The organism is uncultured Sphingomonas sp., assembly GCF_934560975.1.
In the GTDB taxonomy this organism is placed as follows: domain Bacteria; phylum Pseudomonadota; class Alphaproteobacteria; order Sphingomonadales; family Sphingomonadaceae; genus Sphingomonas_I.
Genome location: NZ_CAKTFO010000019.1, coordinates 41,037 through 57,884, shown reverse-complemented (window position 1 = coordinate 57,884; position 16,848 = coordinate 41,037). Strand labels below are relative to the sequence as shown.

The following is a 16,848-nucleotide window of genomic DNA, read 5'->3' as shown; positions in this document are numbered from 1 at the left end:
CTTACGATGATCGAGCGGCAGACGCTGGCGCTTGCCACCGTGTCGGCGGAGCTGGCGCAGATGGGTGGGCTGGATGCCGCCCGCGTCGTCACCACGGTCACGGAAAAGGCGGACACAGTCACCGTGAACCTGGATTATGACGGCAGCGGCGACGGCTTCCTGAAGATGAGCCTGCTGCCGGTGCCGTCCACGACCATCCGGCGGGCGGCCGCGGCACGCATGGGCGGCTTCTGATCGGGGGATGCGCACGGCGCGTGTTCTGCTGCGCTGCCATCGCGGCGGCGTCGCCATCCTGGCGGCCCTGTCGATCGCCATGGTCGTCGGCGCGGCCACGCTGGCGGTGGACCTTGGCAGCATCTTTTTCGAATCACGCAAGCTGCAGGGCGCGGCGGACAGCGCCGCGCTGGCGGCGGCGGTTCGGCTGTCGGCGCCGATGGATGCCGCCAAGGTCGTCGTCGCGGGCGTGCGCTGGACCGGGCCGGTCACGCCGGCGGTCACCACCGGCAACTGGACGCCCGACCCCAAGCTGCCGGTGCCCGCGCGCTTCTCCCCCGCCATTACGTCGCCCAATGCCGCCAAGGTCATCCTGACAGAGGCGGTGCCGACCTATTTCGGCGGCGTATTCGGGATCAGGACGGTGCAGCTGAGCCGGTCGGCCATCGCGACGCGGGTCGACATGGCGGCCTTTTCGATCGGGTCGCGGCTGGCGTCGGTGAATGAAGGCGTGCTCAACCAGCTGCTCGGCGGGCTGACGGGTACGACCGTGTCGCTGACAGCGGGCGATTATGGCGCCCTGATCGGCGGGGAGGTGGATGCGCTGGCCTATGTCGCCGCGCTTCGGACCGAATTGGGGCTGACCGCCGCGTCGTTCGACCAGACCCTGGCGACGAGCACGACCTTGCCCCACGCGCTGAAGGCCCTGTCGTCCGTGCTGGCGGCGCGCGGGCAGGCGGCGGGTGCGGCCGCCGTCGCCAAGATCGCCGGGGCGGCGCCGTCGACGGCGATGACCCTCGTGCCTCTGATGAACCTGGGCGCGCTCGGCAAGCAGGACGAAGTGGCAGGGACACCGGCGGTGATGGTCAACGCCTACAGCCTGCTGGAAACGATTTTGCAGATCGGCGGCAAGTCGAATCAGGTTGCGCTCGATCTCGGCAGCGCAGCCCCCGGACTGTCCTCCGTTTCCGCGATTCTGAACATGGGGGAGCGCAGTGCCGCGTCGCCGTGGCTGGCGCTGACGCGGCCGGGCGAGACGATCGTGCGGACCGCGCAGACCCGCCTCTATGTGACCGCGTCGCTGCCCGGTTCGGCGGCGCTGGCGGCGCTCGGCGTCGGCGGCGTGCGGCTGCCGCTCTACGTGGAGCTGGCAGAGGCGCAGGCGAAGCTGACCGCGCTGAGTTGCGCGGGTGGCGCACGCTCCGTCACCATCCAGGCCTTGCCCTCGATCGGCCATGCATCCCTGGCCGAGGTGCCGCCGGGTGCCTTGCCCGACATGAGACAGCCGGTGGTAGAAAGCCCGGCGATGCTGGTGGACCTGGCGGTCGCGCGCGTGCAGGGGAACGCGCGCGTCACGCTGTCCGCGGCGGACTGGCAGACCATCACCTTCAACGACGCCGACTTGGCCAACCGCGCGACCAAGACGGTGCGCGCAGCGGGAGCGGTGCGGGCGCTGGCCAGTTCGCTGGTGAGCGGGGCCAACCTGTCGGTGTCGATCGGGCCGATCACGCTAAGCGTCTCGCCGATCCTCGCCGCGCTCCGCCCGGTTCTGACGGCGGCCGCGCCCGTGCTGGACGGCGTGATCCAGCCCTTGCTGGACGCACTCGGCATCCACCTGGGCGAGGCCGACGTGCAGATCAACGGCGTCCGGTGCGGCAGTGCCGCCCTGGTCGCCTGATCCGGGGGGAGGGAAGAGAAGTCCCGCCGGGGCGGTGGTGGACAGGGCTGGATTCGAACCAGCGTACGCTTGCACGGGCAGATTTACAGTCTGCTGCCTTTAACCACTCGGCCACCTGTCCAAAGGCGCGCCCCGGTGGGGAGGCGCGTCTTTGGCGAAGCAAAGCGCGGCTGTCAACGGCATCCATGCCGTGGTTGCACAACAATCGCATTCGCCATCCGGGCCCGCAAGGAAGGGGGCCATCATCGGGAGGTTGACGGCAAGGGCACTCTGGTGGCACTTGCCGCACACCATCGCGGGCGGGTGCGAACCACCGCCATCGACGGTGCGGCCGTCAGGCGGTTAAGACGTTGGCGATGCGGGCATAGCTCAATGGTAGAGCACTAGCCTTCCAAGCTTGTGATGCGGGTTCGATTCCCGTTGCCCGCTCCACCGCCGACCATGCGCCATTGCGGGGGCTGTTTGCGTGCAAGGAGTGCGTCATGCGTGAGGCTGATGCGAACACGATCTACCGCGAGGCGATTGCGTCGCTGCGCCACGTGCTGGCGCTGTGCGACGATCATGATGTCGGCGGCGTCGCGCTGCCGCATGTCGACCTGGCGCTCAACCTGCTGAAGGCGGAGCATCGCGCGCGGACCCGGGTGACGGATCCCGCCCCGCTATGAGGTGCCGCAGATAGTCGCGGACCGATTCGCGCGTTCGTTCGGTCAGGCGGATCAGCGTCTGGCGATCGCGACCGCGATCGGGATCGTCGACTTCCACCACCAATCCTTCCCCCTGCAGGCAGGTCAGCCAGCGGAGCGCCACACTTTGCGGCACACCCGCCGACAGGCAGGCGTCGAGCACTGGCCGTCCTTTGCTGCCGGCGACGAACAGGTCGAGCAGGATGTCGAGCGGCGGATTGCAGAAGAGCAGGGGGGTGAACGCCTCGCCGAATGCCTTGCGCGCATCCAGCAGGCGCGCGGCAAAGCGAATTTCGCAATCAGGCGGCGCGCCGTCCGACGCGGAAGGCGCGAAATGTTTGGGACCGGGCACGCTTTGCTCCGAAATCTGAACAGCGGACGGACATGGTGGGTTTGTGGGTGGGTCTATTTGGGCCGGGCGGAGCCCCCCGCCCGATATGAATCAGGCAGATCCCGCGTCCAGGCATAATCGACCCCGTACCGGGCGAGACGCCGCCGGTGGCGCCATGTCGCAACCGCCAGCAACAGGACGACCGGAAATCCCCAAAAGGCCACGGAGGCATAATAGGCCTTCGGGATGATTTCCGGTCCCAGTGGTTTGGAAAGGTGGCCCAGCAGTCCGCACATATGCATGCTGGTCATCAGCATCGGCCAGAAACGCGTGCTCGCCAGCGCCAGCCAGAGCAATATGCCCAGCAGCACCAGATCGATCAGCAGCACGCCCCCGACCACGGACTCATAAGGCGCCACCAGTTCGTCGGCCCAACGCGTTCCCGTGGCGGCTAGCAGGATCGCCGCCGCGGCAATGCGCTCCGGGGCACCCCCGCGCCAGGCGGCATAGCCGCAGGCGCCTGCCCACAGAATCAGGAAAACGAACTGGTGGTACGCCACGCGGTTACCCCCTACCGCGTCGCATATTAAACCGGGCTATGACCAAGATCGCCGAAGCCGACCGCTTCCAGGTCGGTCTGGCCCATGATCTTGCGCAGGTCGTGGTGCGTGGCGATCGCCAGCGCGCGCATCTCGATGCCCGCGCGCAGGCATTCGTGCATCCGCTCGATCGCGCGCTGGCTGGTCTGCGGCAGGGTGCCTGCCTGCTGTCCGGCAGTGATGATGTCACCCATCAACTTGCCGCCATCCACCAGCGCACCGTCGATGGTGGTCTTCAGGTCGTTGATGCCGATCTGAACACGGCGGCCGCGCGACGGCGCGTTGATCGGGGAAACGATATGGGTGTGAGCAGCCATTGATCCTTGCCCGTGCCATGGCGGCACGGCCCCCTCTTATTGTAGCTGCCGAACGATGCTGGTCAGCGCCTGTCCGATGGACAGGGCCGCGACCGTTGCGATCATCAGGGCGAGCACGCCGCCCACGATCATCACAAGGCGCAGCCATGCAGGCAGGCTGTTCCAGGGCCGCCCCCTCGTGGGGAAGAGCGTGAAGGCATGTGTGCCGTCCAACTCCCTCGACGGCGCCGCGTTCACCCCGGATTCGGGTTCGCCGCCATGTAGGGTTTCCCCATATATGGCCGTTCCATACGTGCCGCCGCCCTCATGCTGGGCGAGCAGCAGGGCGGCATCAATGCTGCGGCCGACGCCCAGCTTGCGGCGCGCGCGGGCCAGCCGCTGCTCGACCGTCGCGGGGCTGCGGCCGATGCGACGCGCCAGCTCCTTCTGGTCGGACACGGTCATGAACAGGCGCAGTACCTCTTTTTCGAGGTCGCTCAGCGCGTGGGTCGGATCAGCCACCATGGGCGCGCTCTCTACTCTGCGGTGGGTGCGAGTGGAACGGCTATCGCAATGGCGAGCCGTCGCGACGCTGATGCGCCGGCGACGGCTCCGTTGCGGTCGCTTACCTGCGCTGGGCGGCGGTCGCGTCGCGCGTCGCGCGGAATTCGCTGTCCGCGCTCCAGTTCGGCCAGTCGCGCCCGTTCGCGAGGTCACGGCCGACCGTGTAGAGCAGGCCGAGATCGTCGGTCATGCCGGACAGGTCCCAATCCTCCGACCATTCGTCCGCCGGCTGGTGATATTTGGCGTCGGTATAGGCCTTGCCCAGCGCCTCGCCACGTTCGGTCCCGCCATTGACCAGGTCGTTGCCCGATCCGAACGAGATGGCGGGCACGCCGCGCTTGGCGAACGGGAAATGGTCCGACCGGTAGAAGCCGCCGGCTTCCGTATGCGGATCGGGGGTGTAGGTGCGGCCGCGCGCCTGGCCCGCCGCCACCAGCCGGTCGAGCAGGTCGAGCTTGGCGACGCCGGAGATGGTGAAGTTGCGGGCCCGCCCGAACGGATCCAGCGCATCGGTGTTGATGACGCCCGCCGTCTTGGCCAGCGGGAAAAGCGGATTGGCGGCATAATATTCGGAGCCGAGCAGACCCTTTTCCTCCGCCGTCACCGCCAGGAACAGGATCGAGCGATCGGTGCGTGGGGCGGAAGCGAAGGCGCGGCCCATTTCGAACAGGGCGGCAGTGCCGGTCGCATTGTCGACCGCGCCGTTATAGATGCGGTCGCCGCGCGCGTCGGGCTGCCCCACGCCCAGATGGTCCCAATGCGCGGAGTAGATGACCAGCTCGTCCGGGTGCTTGGCGCCGGTCAGCATGCCCGCGACATTGTGCGAGGTGATGACGTTGGCATCGACGCCGTAATCGGCCGACAGCGTCGCCTTGAGCGGAATCGGCCGGAAATCGGGCGACTGCGCCGCCTTCTTTGCGACATCGAAATCCAGGCCCGAATCCTTGAACAGCTTTACCGCCAAGTCGCGCTGGATCCAGCTTTCGAAAGGCGTGTGCACGGTCGCCGCATCCTTGCGGACGATGTCGAACATGGTGTTGGTGTTGGAATTCTTGACCGTGTTCCAGCCGTAGGAAGCCGGCGCGGTTTCGTGCACGATCAGCACGCCGGCCGCACCCAGCCGGGCAGCCTGTTCATATTTGTAGGTCCACCGACCATAATAGGTCATGGCCTTGCCGCCGAACGCGCCGTCCTGCCCCTTCATGCCCGCTTCGAAATCGGGATCGTTGATCAGCACGACGATCAGCTTGCCGCGCACATCCACACCCTTGAAGTCGTCCCACTTCCGCTCCGGCGCGGACACGCCATAGCCCGCGAACACCAGCGGCACATCCTTCAGCGTGACATGCTTCTGCCCGGTCATGGCGGCGCGCACCGCGATCTGGTCGCCCTGGATCAGCGGCATGGCCGCGCCGCCGGTAAACAGGGTCAAGCGGGGCGCGCCGACGATGGAGGATTTCAGCAGCGGCACGTCCTGCGTCCAGCCGCGCTTGCCGTTCCTGATCTCGCCACCCGGCTGCAATCCGGCGGCCTTCATCTGCTGGACGACATAGTCGACCGTCTTGGTTTCCCCGGCGGTGGCGGGGCCGCGACCCTCGAACGCGTCGGAGGCGAGCATTTTCACATGCTGGCTGAGGCGCGCGGCGTCGAATTGCGGGGCGATCTGCGCGATGGCGGTGGTTGCGAACAGGGCGGCGAGGAGGGGGAGGCGTTTGCTCATGTATGCATCGTGTCAGCGCCCCTGTCCTTTTACAACCGCCAGCCGTGCAGCCCGCGCGACGATCGGACACGGGTGCCGCGGCGTTGCCCGAAAAGCACGCTTGGTCTCTCCGGCCTATCTGATGGGGCATGATTGCCTGGAACAACATTTCCCTGTCGTGCCAACCACGATATACGATAGAATATCGAGGATCGATCTGGCGATACGTCGAAATGGGGGATGAAGGATGCGGATGTCGTCATGCACGATCGCAGCGGCTGTCATGGCAGCAAGCGCATCGGCCCTGGCCCAGGCACCCGATCCGGGATCGGCCGCACAGCCGGACGTCGTGGGGAATGGAGACACGGACGGCCTCCCCGAGGTGATCGTCACCGCGCGCCGCCGTGCGGAGGATGCGCAGCGCGTGCCGGGGTCGCTGTCGGTGATCGGCGGCGACCTGCTCGACCGGAGCTATACGGTGAACCCGCAGCAATTGGCGCAACTGGTGCCCGCGCTGAACTATTCCTCCGCCAATCCGCGCAACACCGCGATCACGATTCGCGGCCTTGGCTCCAGCGTGGTGGCGGTCAGCCAGTCCAACGACGGGCTGGAGCCGGGTGTCGGCTTCTATGTCGATCAGGTCTACCATGCCCGCCCGGCCACGGCGGCGTTCGACTTCACCGACATCGACCAGGTGGAGGTGCTGCGCGGTCCGCAGGGCACCCTGTTCGGCAAGAACACCACGGCCGGCGCGATCACCATCACCACCCGCCTGCCGAGCTTCACATGGGAAGGACAGGCGGAGGCGACCTATGGCGAGCACGATTTCTTCCAGGCGAAGGCCGCCGTGTCGGGCCCGCTGGTGGCGGACACGCTGGCATTCCGCCTGTCGGGGCTGGTCACCGGTCGCGATGGCGTGATCGACAATGTCGTGACCGGCGACAAGCACAACGCCATCGGCAACCAGGCCGTGCGCGGGCAATTGCTGTTCAAGCCGACCGAGACGGTAACCGCCCGCCTGATCGCGGACTGGACCAATTTCGACAGCAATTGCTGTACGCAGCTGTTCCTGCGGGTCGGCACGTCCCTGCGTCCGGCGGCGCGCCAATATCCGGCGCTGGCGGCCGGTGCCGGCTATGCGCCGCCCAGTACCAACCCTTATGACCGCGTCACCGACATCGATGCCAGGCTGCGGGCCGATACCAACGAGGGCGGCGTGTCGGGCATCGTCGATTGGGATCTGGGTGCGGCCACGCTGACCTCCGTCACGGCGTGGCGCTTCTGGAACTGGAAGGCGGCGAACGATCGCGACTATACCGGCCTGCCCATTCAGCTGGTGCAGGGTATCCCGTCACGCCAGGACCAATATAGCCAGGAGCTGCGAATCGCCTCCAACGGCGATCACCGGCTGAGCTATGTCGGCGGTTTCTATGTCTTTCGGCAGGTGATCACCGCGCACCCCGTCTCCATCTACGGCCCATTGGCGGCCTATTGGCTGATCGGGCCGACGACGGGGGCGGGCAACACGCCGGTGCCGGGCAATCTGCTCGACGGCTATGGCCAGGATGGCGACACACGTTTCGCCACCGACAGTTATGCCGCGTTCGGCGAGGTCAATTACCGGGTCACCGATCGGCTGACGCTGACCGGGGGGCTGCGCTACACCTATGAAGAGAAGGAGGGGCGCTACGACACCTCTGTCTTCGGCGGGCTCGACACGGCCAACGTCGCGCTGGGCAACGCGAAACTGTCCGTCCTGCGGCCGCAATCCTATAAGGCCAGCGACAAGGATGGCAGCCTGTCGGGGCGCGCCAACCTGTCCTATCAGGTGACGGACGGCGTGCTCGGCTATCTCAGCTATGCGCGCGGCTTCAAGTCGGGCGGGATCAACATGTCGGGCCTGCCGCTGGATGCGCAGAATCGCCCCGTGCTGGCTACCGCCGTGGTCGATCCGGAGCGGAACACGACCTATGAAGCGGGGATCAAGTCCACGTTGTTCGATCGGCGCCTGATCCTGAATCTTGCCGCCTACCACACGGCGGTGAAGGACTTCCAAGCGACCATCGTCGACAGCAGCCAGACGGTGGCGTTGCGCGGATACCTGTCCAACATTCCCGAGGTCCGGGTGCGGGGGATCGAGGCAGATGCAACCGCGCGAGTCGCGGCCAATCTGTCGGTGCGTGCCTCGGTTGCTTATGCCGACGGCGAATATCTGGACTATCCTGCCGGCCCCTGCCCGCTGGAGCGGCAGGGCAGTGCCACCACCGCCTGCGACTTGAGCGGGCGTAGACTATCCGGGCTGCCGCGCTGGTCGGAGACGATCGGACTGGACCGTGCCTTGCCCGTGGACCGTGTCGCGAACGGCGCCCATCTGGTGCTGCACGCCGACGCCAGCATCCGCAGCGGCTATTATGGCGATCCGACCCTGTCGCGTTACACCTATATCGAAGGGCGTACGGTGACCAATGCCAGCCTGTTCTTTCAGCATCGCGCGGGATGGGAGATCGGCGTGTTCGCCCGCAACCTGTTCGACGCGCATTATATCGACAACCTGACGGTGCAGGCCGGCAATTCGGGCCTGATCCTGGGCATGCCGGGCGATCCCCGTGTGATCGGCATGACCGTGCGCTCGCATTGGTGAGGATAGTGGGAAGCTGCTCGACATGGCAGTCAGCCATTTGGACACTGGTCCTATCGAGCGTGCTGCGCTGCCACATATTTTCACGATCCGCCCGGGACGAACATGGTTAATTCGATACACGTGCGAAATGAAATGAGCAGCTTCATTCATGTTTCTCGGAAGGACCGTAACAAGAGCGTTGGTGCTGCGCCGCAATAAGGAAGACGCTCTGTCGTTCCTTTGAGCTGCCCGGAAGCGCTCCGCCAAGCGTCCGGACGCCAGCGCATTGTGCGCGCGTGCAGGCGCCTGACCCGTCGCGCGAGCCCGGTCGGGTTGTGAACCCTCTCTGTGGAAGCGGTGTTCATCCGGAGCGATGTGCAGGAGGGCGGCTGTGCCGTGCAACCCTTGAACCATGCGGCCTCTCACCGCGTGGAGCAGCCAAGGCAACGGCCCTGTTGCCACGTCCCCATCACCCCAAAACACGCAGGGCGTTCTGTGCATGAGGGGAAAAGCACGCGCCGGTACGCCATGCCGTTGTGCTGTGTCGCTTGGAGCCAGGCGGGTCCGGCCGCCCGGTCCGGCGATGGTCTTCGGACAAAGCAAAGGCGTGGGCGATCGCTCGCCCACGCCTTCAGTGGCGAGCCCCGAGGGGCTCGCCGATCAATGCTTCGCTTAGGCGAAGGTCACCGAGGTGCGCTGACGCTTCTGCGAGCGGAGCGCGGTGCCGACGAAGCCGAAGCCGCCGACCATCATCGCCCAGCTGATGGGCTCCGGAACGTCCGGGGTCTGCGGGTTGCCGTCGTCACCGAGCAGGTTGAACGAAACGGATCCGCCGTAGCCGCCAATGCCGTTGCCGACGAAGCGCAGGGTCTGCGTGCCGGTCTCGGACAGCAGATCGGTGATCGCGAAATAGTTGTTGCCGCCCTGCGCGAACACCTTGGTCAGGTCGGTGCCGTTCAGGGTCACCGACGTGAAGGTGATGCCGCGGCGGCCGCTGGTGTTGGCCGACGTCAGGCTGGCGCTGAGGATGCCGTCGTCCGGCGTGGTGAAGGTCCACTCGTCGGAGAACGCACCGTTGACCTGGCCGGCGAAGCTACCGGTGCCGTCAACGAGGTTGATCACTGCAGCCGCATTGGCCGAGCCTGCGACCGTTACAGCTGCGAGGACGGCTGCGACGCCGTAGATTGCCTTACGCATTCACTTACTCCCTGATGAATGCAGTCATGCCGACCCACTCAGCAAAACCACACGAGCGCACGGGCCGTCCCTGTGGGTCGGTTTGTGCGAGCAGTTAACGGCATATCAACTATCTCGTTCCGCGTCGCGGCAAAAATTTCATAGTTAACGCAGGAACTCATTGAAAGGACAGATAACTTAACGATGATCGTTGCGTATCCGCAACGTGCGCCGGCTTCGGCATCGGCAGTGTGGTTCCGTGCTGCATCCGCGTTCATCGCGCAGGAGAAACAATCCAGCGCACGAATAGTGAATGTTAACCACTGCCGTTGCATAGACCATATCGTCAGTTGCCGCGGTGGGGCGGGACTGCCGGGTGGTTCGTCCGGGAGGGAAAGTAATGTTGCTACGCAAAACCGCGCTGCGCGGAACGGTATTCTGCGCCTTGATTTCAGCAATGGCTGGCGCTGTCGCGGCACCCGCTTCGGCAGCTTTGCTTCCGCAATCATGGAATGGATGGAAGTGGGCGCGTAGCGGGTCGCTCGCTATTCAGTTGGGCAACAACGTCAGTTCGCAGTGGACGCCCTACGTTACTACTGCCGCCGCCGGATGGTCGACCACGCCCAACCTCGATTACGTGATGAGCGCCGGCAAGACCACCGGCAGCGCATGCGGGGGCAGCCTGGGTACTGTCCAGATCTGCAATTCCAATTACGGCGCGACTGGGTGGATGGGATATACCACTGTCTGGACGCTCGGCAGCTACATCGTCAAGGCAACTGTAAAGCTGAACGATTATTATTTCTCGCAGGCCAAATACAATAATGCTGCCTTCCGGGCGCAGGTTGTCTGCCAGGAACTCGGCAACGCCTTGGGTCTTCAGGATTCGGACCGCAACCACAAGAACGCCAATATCGGCGGCTGCATGGATTACACCAACGATCCCAGCGGCAAGCTCGGCACCAACGGCACGCTGCAGGACATGAAGCCCAGCGGGACCGACCTGGCCAATCTGAAGCAGATCTATGCCACCGCGGGTGGTACGCAGTTGGCTCAAACCAAGGTAAAGACCGCTGGCAACGCATATGCCGTGCCCGGCGCCGTGCCGGAACCGTCGAGCTGGCTGACGATGATCGCAGGCTTCGGCCTGGTCGGCGCCGCCATGCGCCGTCGCAAGGATGACGCCACGTCCCGGCTGTTCGCCTGATTCCTCGCCGAGAGGGCCTCACCCCATCCCGGCTCAGGGAGGGGACCGGGCGGGGGAGGCATCCTCTCTGCATATAGAATCAACGAGCTAGCGGGAAGTTCCCGCCCTGACGCGATTTCAGTAACCCTGTTTGGTAACTTGTGTGCTGCCGTCGGCGATTGCCTCGTCCTCAAGCATCAGCACGACCTTGCCGACGTGTTCGCCTGAGTCCAGCCGCGCATGGGCCTGGCTGGCCTGGTGGAACGGAAAGGTACAGTCGATCACCGGCTTCAGCCGTCCCGCCGAAAGAAGCGGCCAGACCACCCGCGCCAGCGTATCGCGCAGGCCGGTCTTGAACCCGACATCGCGCGCACGGAGGGTGGAGCCGGTGAGGGTCAGCCGCTTCTGCATGATCCGCCACAGCGGAATTTCTGCGGTGGCCCCGCGCTGCACGGCGATGGAGACATGCCGCCCTTCGTCCGCCAGGCAGGCGAGATTGCGCGCGACATAGTCGCCGCCGACCATGTCGAGCACGATGTCGACCCCGGCAGGGGCAACGCCCCTTACGCGTTCGACGAAATCCTCGTTCCTGTAGTCGATCGCATGGTCCGCGCCCAAGTCCAGCGCACGGGCGCACTTGTCCGCGCTGCCGGCGGTGACGATCACGGTGAGGCCGAACAATTTGCCGAGCAGGATGGCGATCGTGCCGATGCCGCTGGTGCCGCCATGGACCAGCACGGTTTCGCCCGGCGCTGCGCGACCGCGTTCGAACAGGTTGGACCACACGGTGAACAGCGTTTCGGGCAGCGCCGCCGCCTCCGTCATCGACAAAGCCGGCGGCACGGCCAGGCACTGGCCCGACGGGGCCGCGACATATTCGGCATAGCCGCCGCCCGACACCAGCGCCATGACGGGGCGGCCAAGCAGGCGGGCGTCCGCGCCCTCGCCCAGCGCCACAACCTCGCCCGCAACCTCCAGCCCGAGGATGGAGGGCGCGCCCGGTGGAGGCGGATATTGGCCCTCGCGTTGCAGGATGTCGGGCCGGTTCACGCCCGCCGCCGCCACCTTGATCAGCAATTCGCCCGGCCCGGCGCGCGGCACGGATCGCTCGACCGGCACCAGCACCTCCGGCCCGCCGGCCTCGGCCGGATCGATCGCCAGCATGGTGGCGGGAAGGCTCATCGCGATATCCTTATCATGGGTGCGGTCAGGTCGGCGCCGGGGGCGGCCTTTATGACAGGCTGAGTGCGGCCTTCATTGACAGACTCGGACGAAGGGTCAACGATCCCGCCATGGACCTGCACGATCCGCCGAATAAGCCCGGTGATCCGCTGGCGGCGCTGATGAAGCAGGATCTCGATCCGCTTTCCGGCGACGAACTTGCCGCGCGAATCATCGCGCTGGAGGCGGAAATTGCCCGTACCCGCGCGCGGATCGACCGCGCCAGGGATCACCGCTCCACCGCGGAGGCCCTGTTCAAGCGGTGATTGTTTTTGCCTGCCTTTCCAGGCCCGCGTGTCGCGGGGAGCTTGATTGGACGGCCGGGCGTTCACACATGTGTGGCGGCAGGGCAACACCCCGGTCTGCCCTGCGGGAGTATTGATTACATGCCCAGTTTCGCCCGCGAGCTCGAACAGACCCTCCATAATGCGCTGACGGCCGCCAGCTCGCGCCATCACGAATATGCGACGCTCGAGCATCTGCTGCTGGCGCTGATCGAGGACGATCATGCGAGCAAGGTGATGACGGCTTGCGGCGTCGAACTCGACGAACTGCGCCAGTCGGTGGCGACTTATCTCGACAGCGAGCTGGACGCGCTGAAGACCGAGAGCGGCAACGATCCCTCGCCCACCAGCGGTTTCCAGCGGGTCGTGCAGCGCGCGATCCTGCATGTCCAATCCTCCGGCCGCGAGGAAGTGACCGGCGCCAACGTGCTGGTCGCCCTGTTCAGCGAGCGGGAAAGCTATGCCGTCTATTTCCTCCAGCAGCAGGACATGAGCCGGCTGGATGCGGTGAGCTATATCAGCCACGGTGTCGGCAAGGCCGGCCAGGCGACGGAGGCACGCGAGGTGAAGGGCGCCGACGAGGAAAAGCCCGCCAAGGGCGAAGGCAAGCAGAAGGGCGAAAGCGCGCTGCGGCAGTTCACCGTCGACCTGAACGCCAAGGCCAAGGAGGGCCGCGTCGATCCGCTGATCGGGCGCGGGCCGGAGGTGGACCGCACCATCCAGATCCTGTGCCGCCGGTCCAAGAACAATCCGCTCTACGTGGGCGATCCCGGCGTCGGCAAGACCGCCATCGCCGAGGGACTGGCCCGCAAGATCGTGGAGGGCGAGGTGCCGGACGTGCTGAAGGAAGCCGTCATCTACTCGCTCGACATGGGCGCGCTGCTGGCCGGCACGCGTTATCGCGGCGATTTCGAGGAGCGGCTGAAGCAGGTCGTCAACGAGCTGGAGAAGCTGCCCCATGCGGTGCTGTTCATCGACGAGATCCATACGGTGATCGGCGCTGGCGCGACCAGCGGCGGGGCGATGGACGCGTCCAACCTGCTGAAGCCGGCTTTGTCGGGCGGGACGATCCGCTGCATCGGTTCGACCACCTACAAGGAGTTCCGCAATCATTTCGAGAAGGACCGGGCGTTGCTCCGGCGCTTCCAGAAGATCGACGTGAACGAGCCGACGGTGGAGGATACGGTCAAGATCCTGACCGGCCTGCGCTCCGCCTTCGAGGAGCATCACAAGGTCAAGTACACGCCCGACGCGATCAAGTCGGCGGTGGAATTGTCCGCGCGCTACATCAATGACCGCAAGCTGCCCGACAAGGCGATCGACGTGATCGACGAAGTGGGCGCGATGCAGATGCTGGTGCCGCCGGCCAAGCGCAAGAAGACGATCACGGCCAAGGAGGTCGAGGCGGTGATCGCCACCATGGCGCGCATCCCGCCGAAGAGCGTGTCGACCGACGACACCAAGGCGCTGGCCCTGCTGGAAACCGACCTGAAGCGGGTCGTGTTCGGGCAGGACAAGGCGATCGAGGTGCTGTCGTCCGCGATCAAGCTCAGCCGCGCCGGCCTGCGCGATCCCGACAAGCCGATCGGCAACTACCTCTTCTCCGGCCCGACCGGCGTCGGCAAGACGGAGGTGGCGCGCCAGCTGGCCAGCATCCTGGGCATCCCGCTCCAGCGGTTCGACATGTCCGAATATATGGAGCGTCACTCGGTCAGCCGGCTGATCGGCGCGCCTCCCGGCTATGTCGGCTATGACCAGGGCGGCCTGCTGACCGATGCGGTCGACCAGAACCCGCATTCGGTGCTGCTGCTGGACGAAATTGAGAAGGCCCATCCGGACCTGTTCAACATCCTGCTGCAGGTGATGGACAACGGCAAGCTGACCGATCACCACGGCAAGACCGTCGACTTCCGCAACACCATCCTGATCATGACCACCAATGCCGGCGCGTCCGACATGGCGCGGGAAACGCTGGGCTTCGGCAAGCTGACCCGCGAGGGTGAGGATGAGGAGGCGGTGAAGAAGATGTTCACGCCGGAATTCCGCAACCGCCTGGATGCGATCGTGCCGTTCGGTTACCTGCCGACGCCGGTGATCGGCCGCGTAGTCGAGAAGTTCATCCTCCAGCTGGAGCTGCAACTCGCCGACCGGGACGTGCATATCAGCCTGGATGAGGGCGCCAAGGCGTGGCTGACCGAGAAGGGCTACGACAAGCTCTATGGCGCGCGGCCGATGGGCCGCCTGATCCAGGAGAAGATTAAGCAGCCGCTGGCCGAGGAACTGCTGTTCGGCAAGCTGGTCGAGGGTGGCGAGGTCAAGGTCCACATGAAGGACGGCGCGCTCGCCTTCGAGGTCACGCCGGCCGCGCCCAAGCCGAAGCGCAAGGGCAAGCCGCGGACCGAAGCCAAGGCGTAACAGGCGGCCCGCGCCACAAGCCGGGTGAAGAAAGGGCAGCGACGTCCCGGTTAGCCGGTGCGTCGCTGCCCTTCTTGTATCCTTGCGGAAAAGAGGTTTGACCGGAGCCTCCTCGTCACACTTGCGGGCGTTCATGGTTGCGATATCGGTGCGCCTTCTGCTCGGCGTGGCGTCCGGGCAGGGCGACAATGCGTGCGCCGCGCGGAACCTCTCGTTGGTCGCCTGCCGTCCTGGGCTCCCGCCTGCGCGGGAGCACAAGGGGTGGGATGAGGGGGAGTAAGGGCGAGGGCGACGGGAGCAGCGGCAGGGCAGGGTGTAGCCTGACGGATCAATCCGTCTGGCCGATGCCGCAGCTGCCTTGCTCCCGCAACAGGGCTCTCATATGCGACAGCCGATGACGTCGCCCCCTTCGCCCGCCCCCGTGTTCGATCCGCAGGAGGCGCTTGCTTCGCGGCGGACGGGGCATATCGTCGCGCTCGGCCTCAGCTATGTCGCGCATGGGCCGGACTGGTGCGAGCTGGCGCTGGATTATGACCGGCGGCTGGTATCGGACGCGGGCAGCGGCATCCTGGCCTCCGGACCGATCGTGTCGCTGATGGATACGGCCAGCGGCTTTGCCGTGTGGGTCCGGCGCGGTGGGCTGCTGCCGCAAGCGACCCTGGACCTGCGCCTGGATTACCTTCGCCCCGCGCGGCCGGGACAGCGGGTGGTGGGCCGGGCGGAATGCTATCGCCTGACCCGCCGCGTCGCGTTCGTCCGGGGGGTGGCGCATGATGGCGACCCCGCCGACCCGGTGGCGCACCTTGCCGGCACCTACATGCTGCTGGAGGTGGGCAAGTGAAGGTCGTGTCGCTGCTGCCTTATGCCGACTTTCTGGGCATCCGCGTCGCGGGCGAGCGCGGTGGCGCGCCGCTGCTCGTCATGCCTTATTCGGAAGGGTTGGTCGGGCTGCCTGATCGGCTGCACGGCGGCGCAATGGCGGGCCTGCTGGAAATCGCCGCCATCGCCGCCATCGACGCGACGCTGGCGGAAGGGGACAAAGCACGCTCCATCTTCAAGCCGATCACCGTCACCGTCGATTTCATGCGGCCGGGCCTGCCCGCCGACATCTATGCCTGTGGCGAGGTGGTGCGCGTCGGCGGGCGCATCGCCAACGTGTCGGTCACGGCCTGGCAGGACGATCCCGGCCGCACCATCGCCGCCGCCCGCATGAACCTGGCCATCACGCCATCACAGACCGAGAATCGATGAAGCACTGGATCCTGAAGTCCGAACCCGCCGCCTACAGCTGGGACGATCTGGTCCGCGAGGGCGCGACCGAGTGGACCGGCGTCCGCAACCATGCCGCCGCCGCCAATTTGCGGGCCATGGAGGTCGGTGACGAGGGGCTGCTGTACCACAGCGTCACCGGGCTGGAGGCGGTCGGCATCGTGCGGATCGCCCGCGTGGCCGCGCCGGACCCGACCGACGACAAGTGGGTTTCGGTCGAGATCTGGCCGGTGCGCCCGCTCGTCCACCCGGTCACGCTGAAGGCGATGAAGGCCGAGGAGCGGCTGGCGGGCCTGTGCATGATCCGTCAGTCGCGCCTGTCGGTCAGCCCGGTCAGCGATGCCGAATGGGCCGTCATTCTGGAGATGTCCGCCTAGCGGAGTGCGCGGGCGCTAAGCCAGCGCAAGGAGCATCCGGCGCAAGCGGGGCACCGCCGCTCCTGATCGCATTGCCGAGCAGCTTCAACGCGCTGCCTGCGGACTTGTGGATTTCGGGCGATATCTGCTTGGGTCGAGACATTGTGCCGACGACCAGAAGCGACGGTGGCGTGTCGCACCGCCACCATGTCGCTGCCGGTCCAGTCCGGCTGCTTTATTCGCAGGTCGCGCACATTC

General features: G+C 66.1%; 16 protein-coding genes, 2 tRNA genes and 1 pseudogene. 11 read left to right on the top strand and 8 right to left on the bottom strand.

Features of this window, described 5'->3' with window-relative positions; all coding sequences use genetic code 11:
* Together Q0D93_RS11865 and Q0D93_RS11860 are read left to right on the top strand one after the other, a co-directional pair.
* Window positions 1–234: pseudogene (locus Q0D93_RS11865) on the top strand (pilus assembly protein); the annotation flags it as partial.
* A 7-nt stretch (window positions 235–241) separates the two neighbouring features.
* A complete protein-coding gene (locus Q0D93_RS11860) occupies window positions 242–1,891 on the top strand; it encodes a TadG family pilus assembly protein (protein WP_294394485.1) in 1,650 nt (549 codons plus the stop codon).
* A 35-nt stretch (window positions 1,892–1,926) separates the two neighbouring features.
* On the opposite strand, the gene Q0D93_RS11855 is transcribed toward Q0D93_RS11860, so the two are convergent.
* Window positions 1,927–2,012: transfer RNA gene (locus Q0D93_RS11855), tRNA-Tyr, on the bottom strand.
* Window positions 2,013–2,249: 237 nt separating this feature from the next.
* Here Q0D93_RS11855 and Q0D93_RS11850 point away from each other — a divergent pair.
* Both Q0D93_RS11850 and Q0D93_RS11845 read left to right on the top strand, forming a co-directional pair.
* Window positions 2,250–2,323 (top strand) — tRNA-Gly (locus Q0D93_RS11850).
* Window positions 2,324–2,373: 50 nt separating this feature from the next.
* Window positions 2,374–2,556, top strand: coding sequence for a hypothetical protein (locus Q0D93_RS11845; RefSeq protein ID WP_294394479.1), 183 nt, complete (start codon window positions 2,374–2,376; stop codon window positions 2,554–2,556).
* Here Q0D93_RS11845 and Q0D93_RS11840 read toward each other — a convergent pair.
* The 5 genes from Q0D93_RS11840 to Q0D93_RS11820 form a co-directional block, all read right to left on the bottom strand.
* Complete coding sequence (locus Q0D93_RS11840) at window positions 2,495–2,926, bottom strand: hypothetical protein (RefSeq protein WP_294394477.1); 432 nt, start codon at window positions 2,924–2,926, stop codon at window positions 2,495–2,497. The genes Q0D93_RS11845 and Q0D93_RS11840 overlap by 62 nt on opposite strands.
* A 53-nt stretch (window positions 2,927–2,979) precedes the next feature.
* Window positions 2,980–3,465: a hypothetical protein gene (locus tag Q0D93_RS11835; protein ID WP_294394475.1), complete on the bottom strand. Its 486-nt coding sequence runs from the start codon at window positions 3,463–3,465 to the stop codon at window positions 2,980–2,982.
* 26 nt (window positions 3,466–3,491) lie between these two features.
* Window positions 3,492–3,821 carry a hypothetical protein gene (locus Q0D93_RS11830; protein ID WP_294394473.1) on the bottom strand — a complete coding sequence of 110 codons (330 nt, stop codon included), beginning with the start codon at window positions 3,819–3,821 and terminating at the stop codon, window positions 3,492–3,494.
* Window positions 3,822–3,857: 36 nt separating this feature from the next.
* Window positions 3,858–4,325 (bottom strand): sigma factor-like helix-turn-helix DNA-binding protein, encoded by a 468-nt coding sequence (locus Q0D93_RS11825; protein WP_294394471.1) that lies wholly within the window; start codon window positions 4,323–4,325, stop codon window positions 3,858–3,860.
* 100 nt (window positions 4,326–4,425) lie between these two features.
* The gene (locus Q0D93_RS11820; RefSeq protein ID WP_294394470.1) at window positions 4,426–6,084 is read right to left on the bottom strand and encodes a M28 family metallopeptidase; all 1,659 of its coding nucleotides are present in this window, start codon (window positions 6,082–6,084) and stop codon (window positions 4,426–4,428) included.
* A 262-nt stretch (window positions 6,085–6,346) separates the two neighbouring features.
* On the opposite strand from Q0D93_RS11820, the gene Q0D93_RS11815 reads away from it, so the two are divergent.
* Entirely contained in the window at window positions 6,347–8,704 is a 2,358-nt protein-coding gene (locus Q0D93_RS11815) for a TonB-dependent receptor (RefSeq protein ID WP_294394469.1), read from the top strand.
* 651 nt (window positions 8,705–9,355) lie between these two features.
* Here the strand turns inward: Q0D93_RS11815 and Q0D93_RS11810 are convergent.
* Window positions 9,356–9,880, bottom strand: coding sequence for an FxDxF family PEP-CTERM protein (locus Q0D93_RS11810; RefSeq protein ID WP_294394467.1), 525 nt, complete (start codon window positions 9,878–9,880; stop codon window positions 9,356–9,358).
* 379 nt (window positions 9,881–10,259) lie between these two features.
* Between Q0D93_RS11810 and Q0D93_RS11805 the strand changes: the two genes are divergently transcribed.
* Window positions 10,260–11,066, top strand: a complete 807-nt coding sequence (locus Q0D93_RS11805; protein ID WP_294394466.1) for a PEPxxWA-CTERM sorting domain-containing protein — start codon at window positions 10,260–10,262, stop codon at window positions 11,064–11,066.
* A gap of 117 nt (window positions 11,067–11,183) precedes the next feature.
* Here Q0D93_RS11805 and Q0D93_RS11800 read toward each other — a convergent pair whose 3' ends face one another.
* Window positions 11,184–12,227: an NAD(P)H-quinone oxidoreductase gene (locus Q0D93_RS11800; RefSeq protein WP_294394465.1), complete on the bottom strand. Its 1,044-nt coding sequence runs from the start codon at window positions 12,225–12,227 to the stop codon at window positions 11,184–11,186.
* A 110-nt stretch (window positions 12,228–12,337) separates the two neighbouring features.
* Between Q0D93_RS11800 and Q0D93_RS11795 the strand changes: the two genes are divergently transcribed.
* From Q0D93_RS11795 to Q0D93_RS11775, 5 genes are all read left to right on the top strand, one after another.
* Window positions 12,338–12,532: a DUF1192 domain-containing protein gene (locus Q0D93_RS11795; RefSeq protein WP_294394463.1), complete on the top strand. Its 195-nt coding sequence runs from the start codon at window positions 12,338–12,340 to the stop codon at window positions 12,530–12,532.
* Between the two features lie 120 nt (window positions 12,533–12,652).
* Complete coding sequence (gene clpA, locus Q0D93_RS11790) at window positions 12,653–14,965, top strand: ATP-dependent Clp protease ATP-binding subunit ClpA (RefSeq protein ID WP_294394461.1); 2,313 nt, start codon at window positions 12,653–12,655, stop codon at window positions 14,963–14,965.
* A gap of 394 nt (window positions 14,966–15,359) precedes the next feature.
* On the top strand, window positions 15,360–15,806 hold the full coding sequence (locus Q0D93_RS11785) for a PaaI family thioesterase (protein ID WP_294394460.1): 447 nt from the start codon (window positions 15,360–15,362) through the stop codon (window positions 15,804–15,806).
* On the top strand, window positions 15,803–16,216 hold the full coding sequence (locus tag Q0D93_RS11780) for a PaaI family thioesterase (protein WP_366510280.1): 414 nt from the start codon (window positions 15,803–15,805) through the stop codon (window positions 16,214–16,216). Before Q0D93_RS11785 ends, Q0D93_RS11780 begins: the two co-directional genes overlap by 4 nt.
* Window positions 16,213–16,611: an EVE domain-containing protein gene (locus tag Q0D93_RS11775; RefSeq protein WP_294394459.1), complete on the top strand. Its 399-nt coding sequence runs from the start codon at window positions 16,213–16,215 to the stop codon at window positions 16,609–16,611. The genes Q0D93_RS11780 and Q0D93_RS11775 overlap by 4 nt, the downstream gene beginning before the upstream one ends.
* The last annotated feature ends 237 nt before the right edge of the window (window positions 16,612–16,848 follow it).

Bases quoted from the DNA above. Each gene is read 5' to 3' on its own strand.
- Q0D93_RS11815 (WP_294394469.1), top strand. From the start codon at position 6,347: ATGGCAGCAAGCGCATCGGCCCTGGCCCAGGCACCCGATCCGGGATCG.
- Q0D93_RS11810 (WP_294394467.1), bottom strand. From the start codon at position 9,880: ATGCGTAAGGCAATCTACGGCGTCGCAGCCGTCCTCGCAGCTGTAACG.
- Q0D93_RS11820 (WP_294394470.1), bottom strand. From the start codon at position 6,084: ATGAGCAAACGCCTCCCCCTCCTCGCCGCCCTGTTCGCAACCACCGCC.
- clpA (WP_294394461.1), top strand. From the start codon at position 12,653: ATGCCCAGTTTCGCCCGCGAGCTCGAACAGACCCTCCATAATGCGCTG.
- Q0D93_RS11825 (WP_294394471.1), bottom strand. From the start codon at position 4,325: ATGGTGGCTGATCCGACCCACGCGCTGAGCGACCTCGAAAAAGAGGTA.
- Q0D93_RS11795 (WP_294394463.1), top strand. From the start codon at position 12,338: ATGGACCTGCACGATCCGCCGAATAAGCCCGGTGATCCGCTGGCGGCG.
- Q0D93_RS11805 (WP_294394466.1), top strand. From the start codon at position 10,260: ATGTTGCTACGCAAAACCGCGCTGCGCGGAACGGTATTCTGCGCCTTG.
- Q0D93_RS11785 (WP_294394460.1), top strand. From the start codon at position 15,360: ATGACGTCGCCCCCTTCGCCCGCCCCCGTGTTCGATCCGCAGGAGGCG.
- Q0D93_RS11830 (WP_294394473.1), bottom strand. From the start codon at position 3,821: ATGGCTGCTCACACCCATATCGTTTCCCCGATCAACGCGCCGTCGCGC.
- Q0D93_RS11800 (WP_294394465.1), bottom strand. From the start codon at position 12,227: ATGAGCCTTCCCGCCACCATGCTGGCGATCGATCCGGCCGAGGCCGGC.
- Q0D93_RS11845 (WP_294394479.1), top strand. From the start codon at position 2,374: ATGCGTGAGGCTGATGCGAACACGATCTACCGCGAGGCGATTGCGTCG.
- Q0D93_RS11860 (WP_294394485.1), top strand. From the start codon at position 242: ATGCGCACGGCGCGTGTTCTGCTGCGCTGCCATCGCGGCGGCGTCGCC.
- Q0D93_RS11775 (WP_294394459.1), top strand. From the start codon at position 16,213: ATGAAGCACTGGATCCTGAAGTCCGAACCCGCCGCCTACAGCTGGGAC.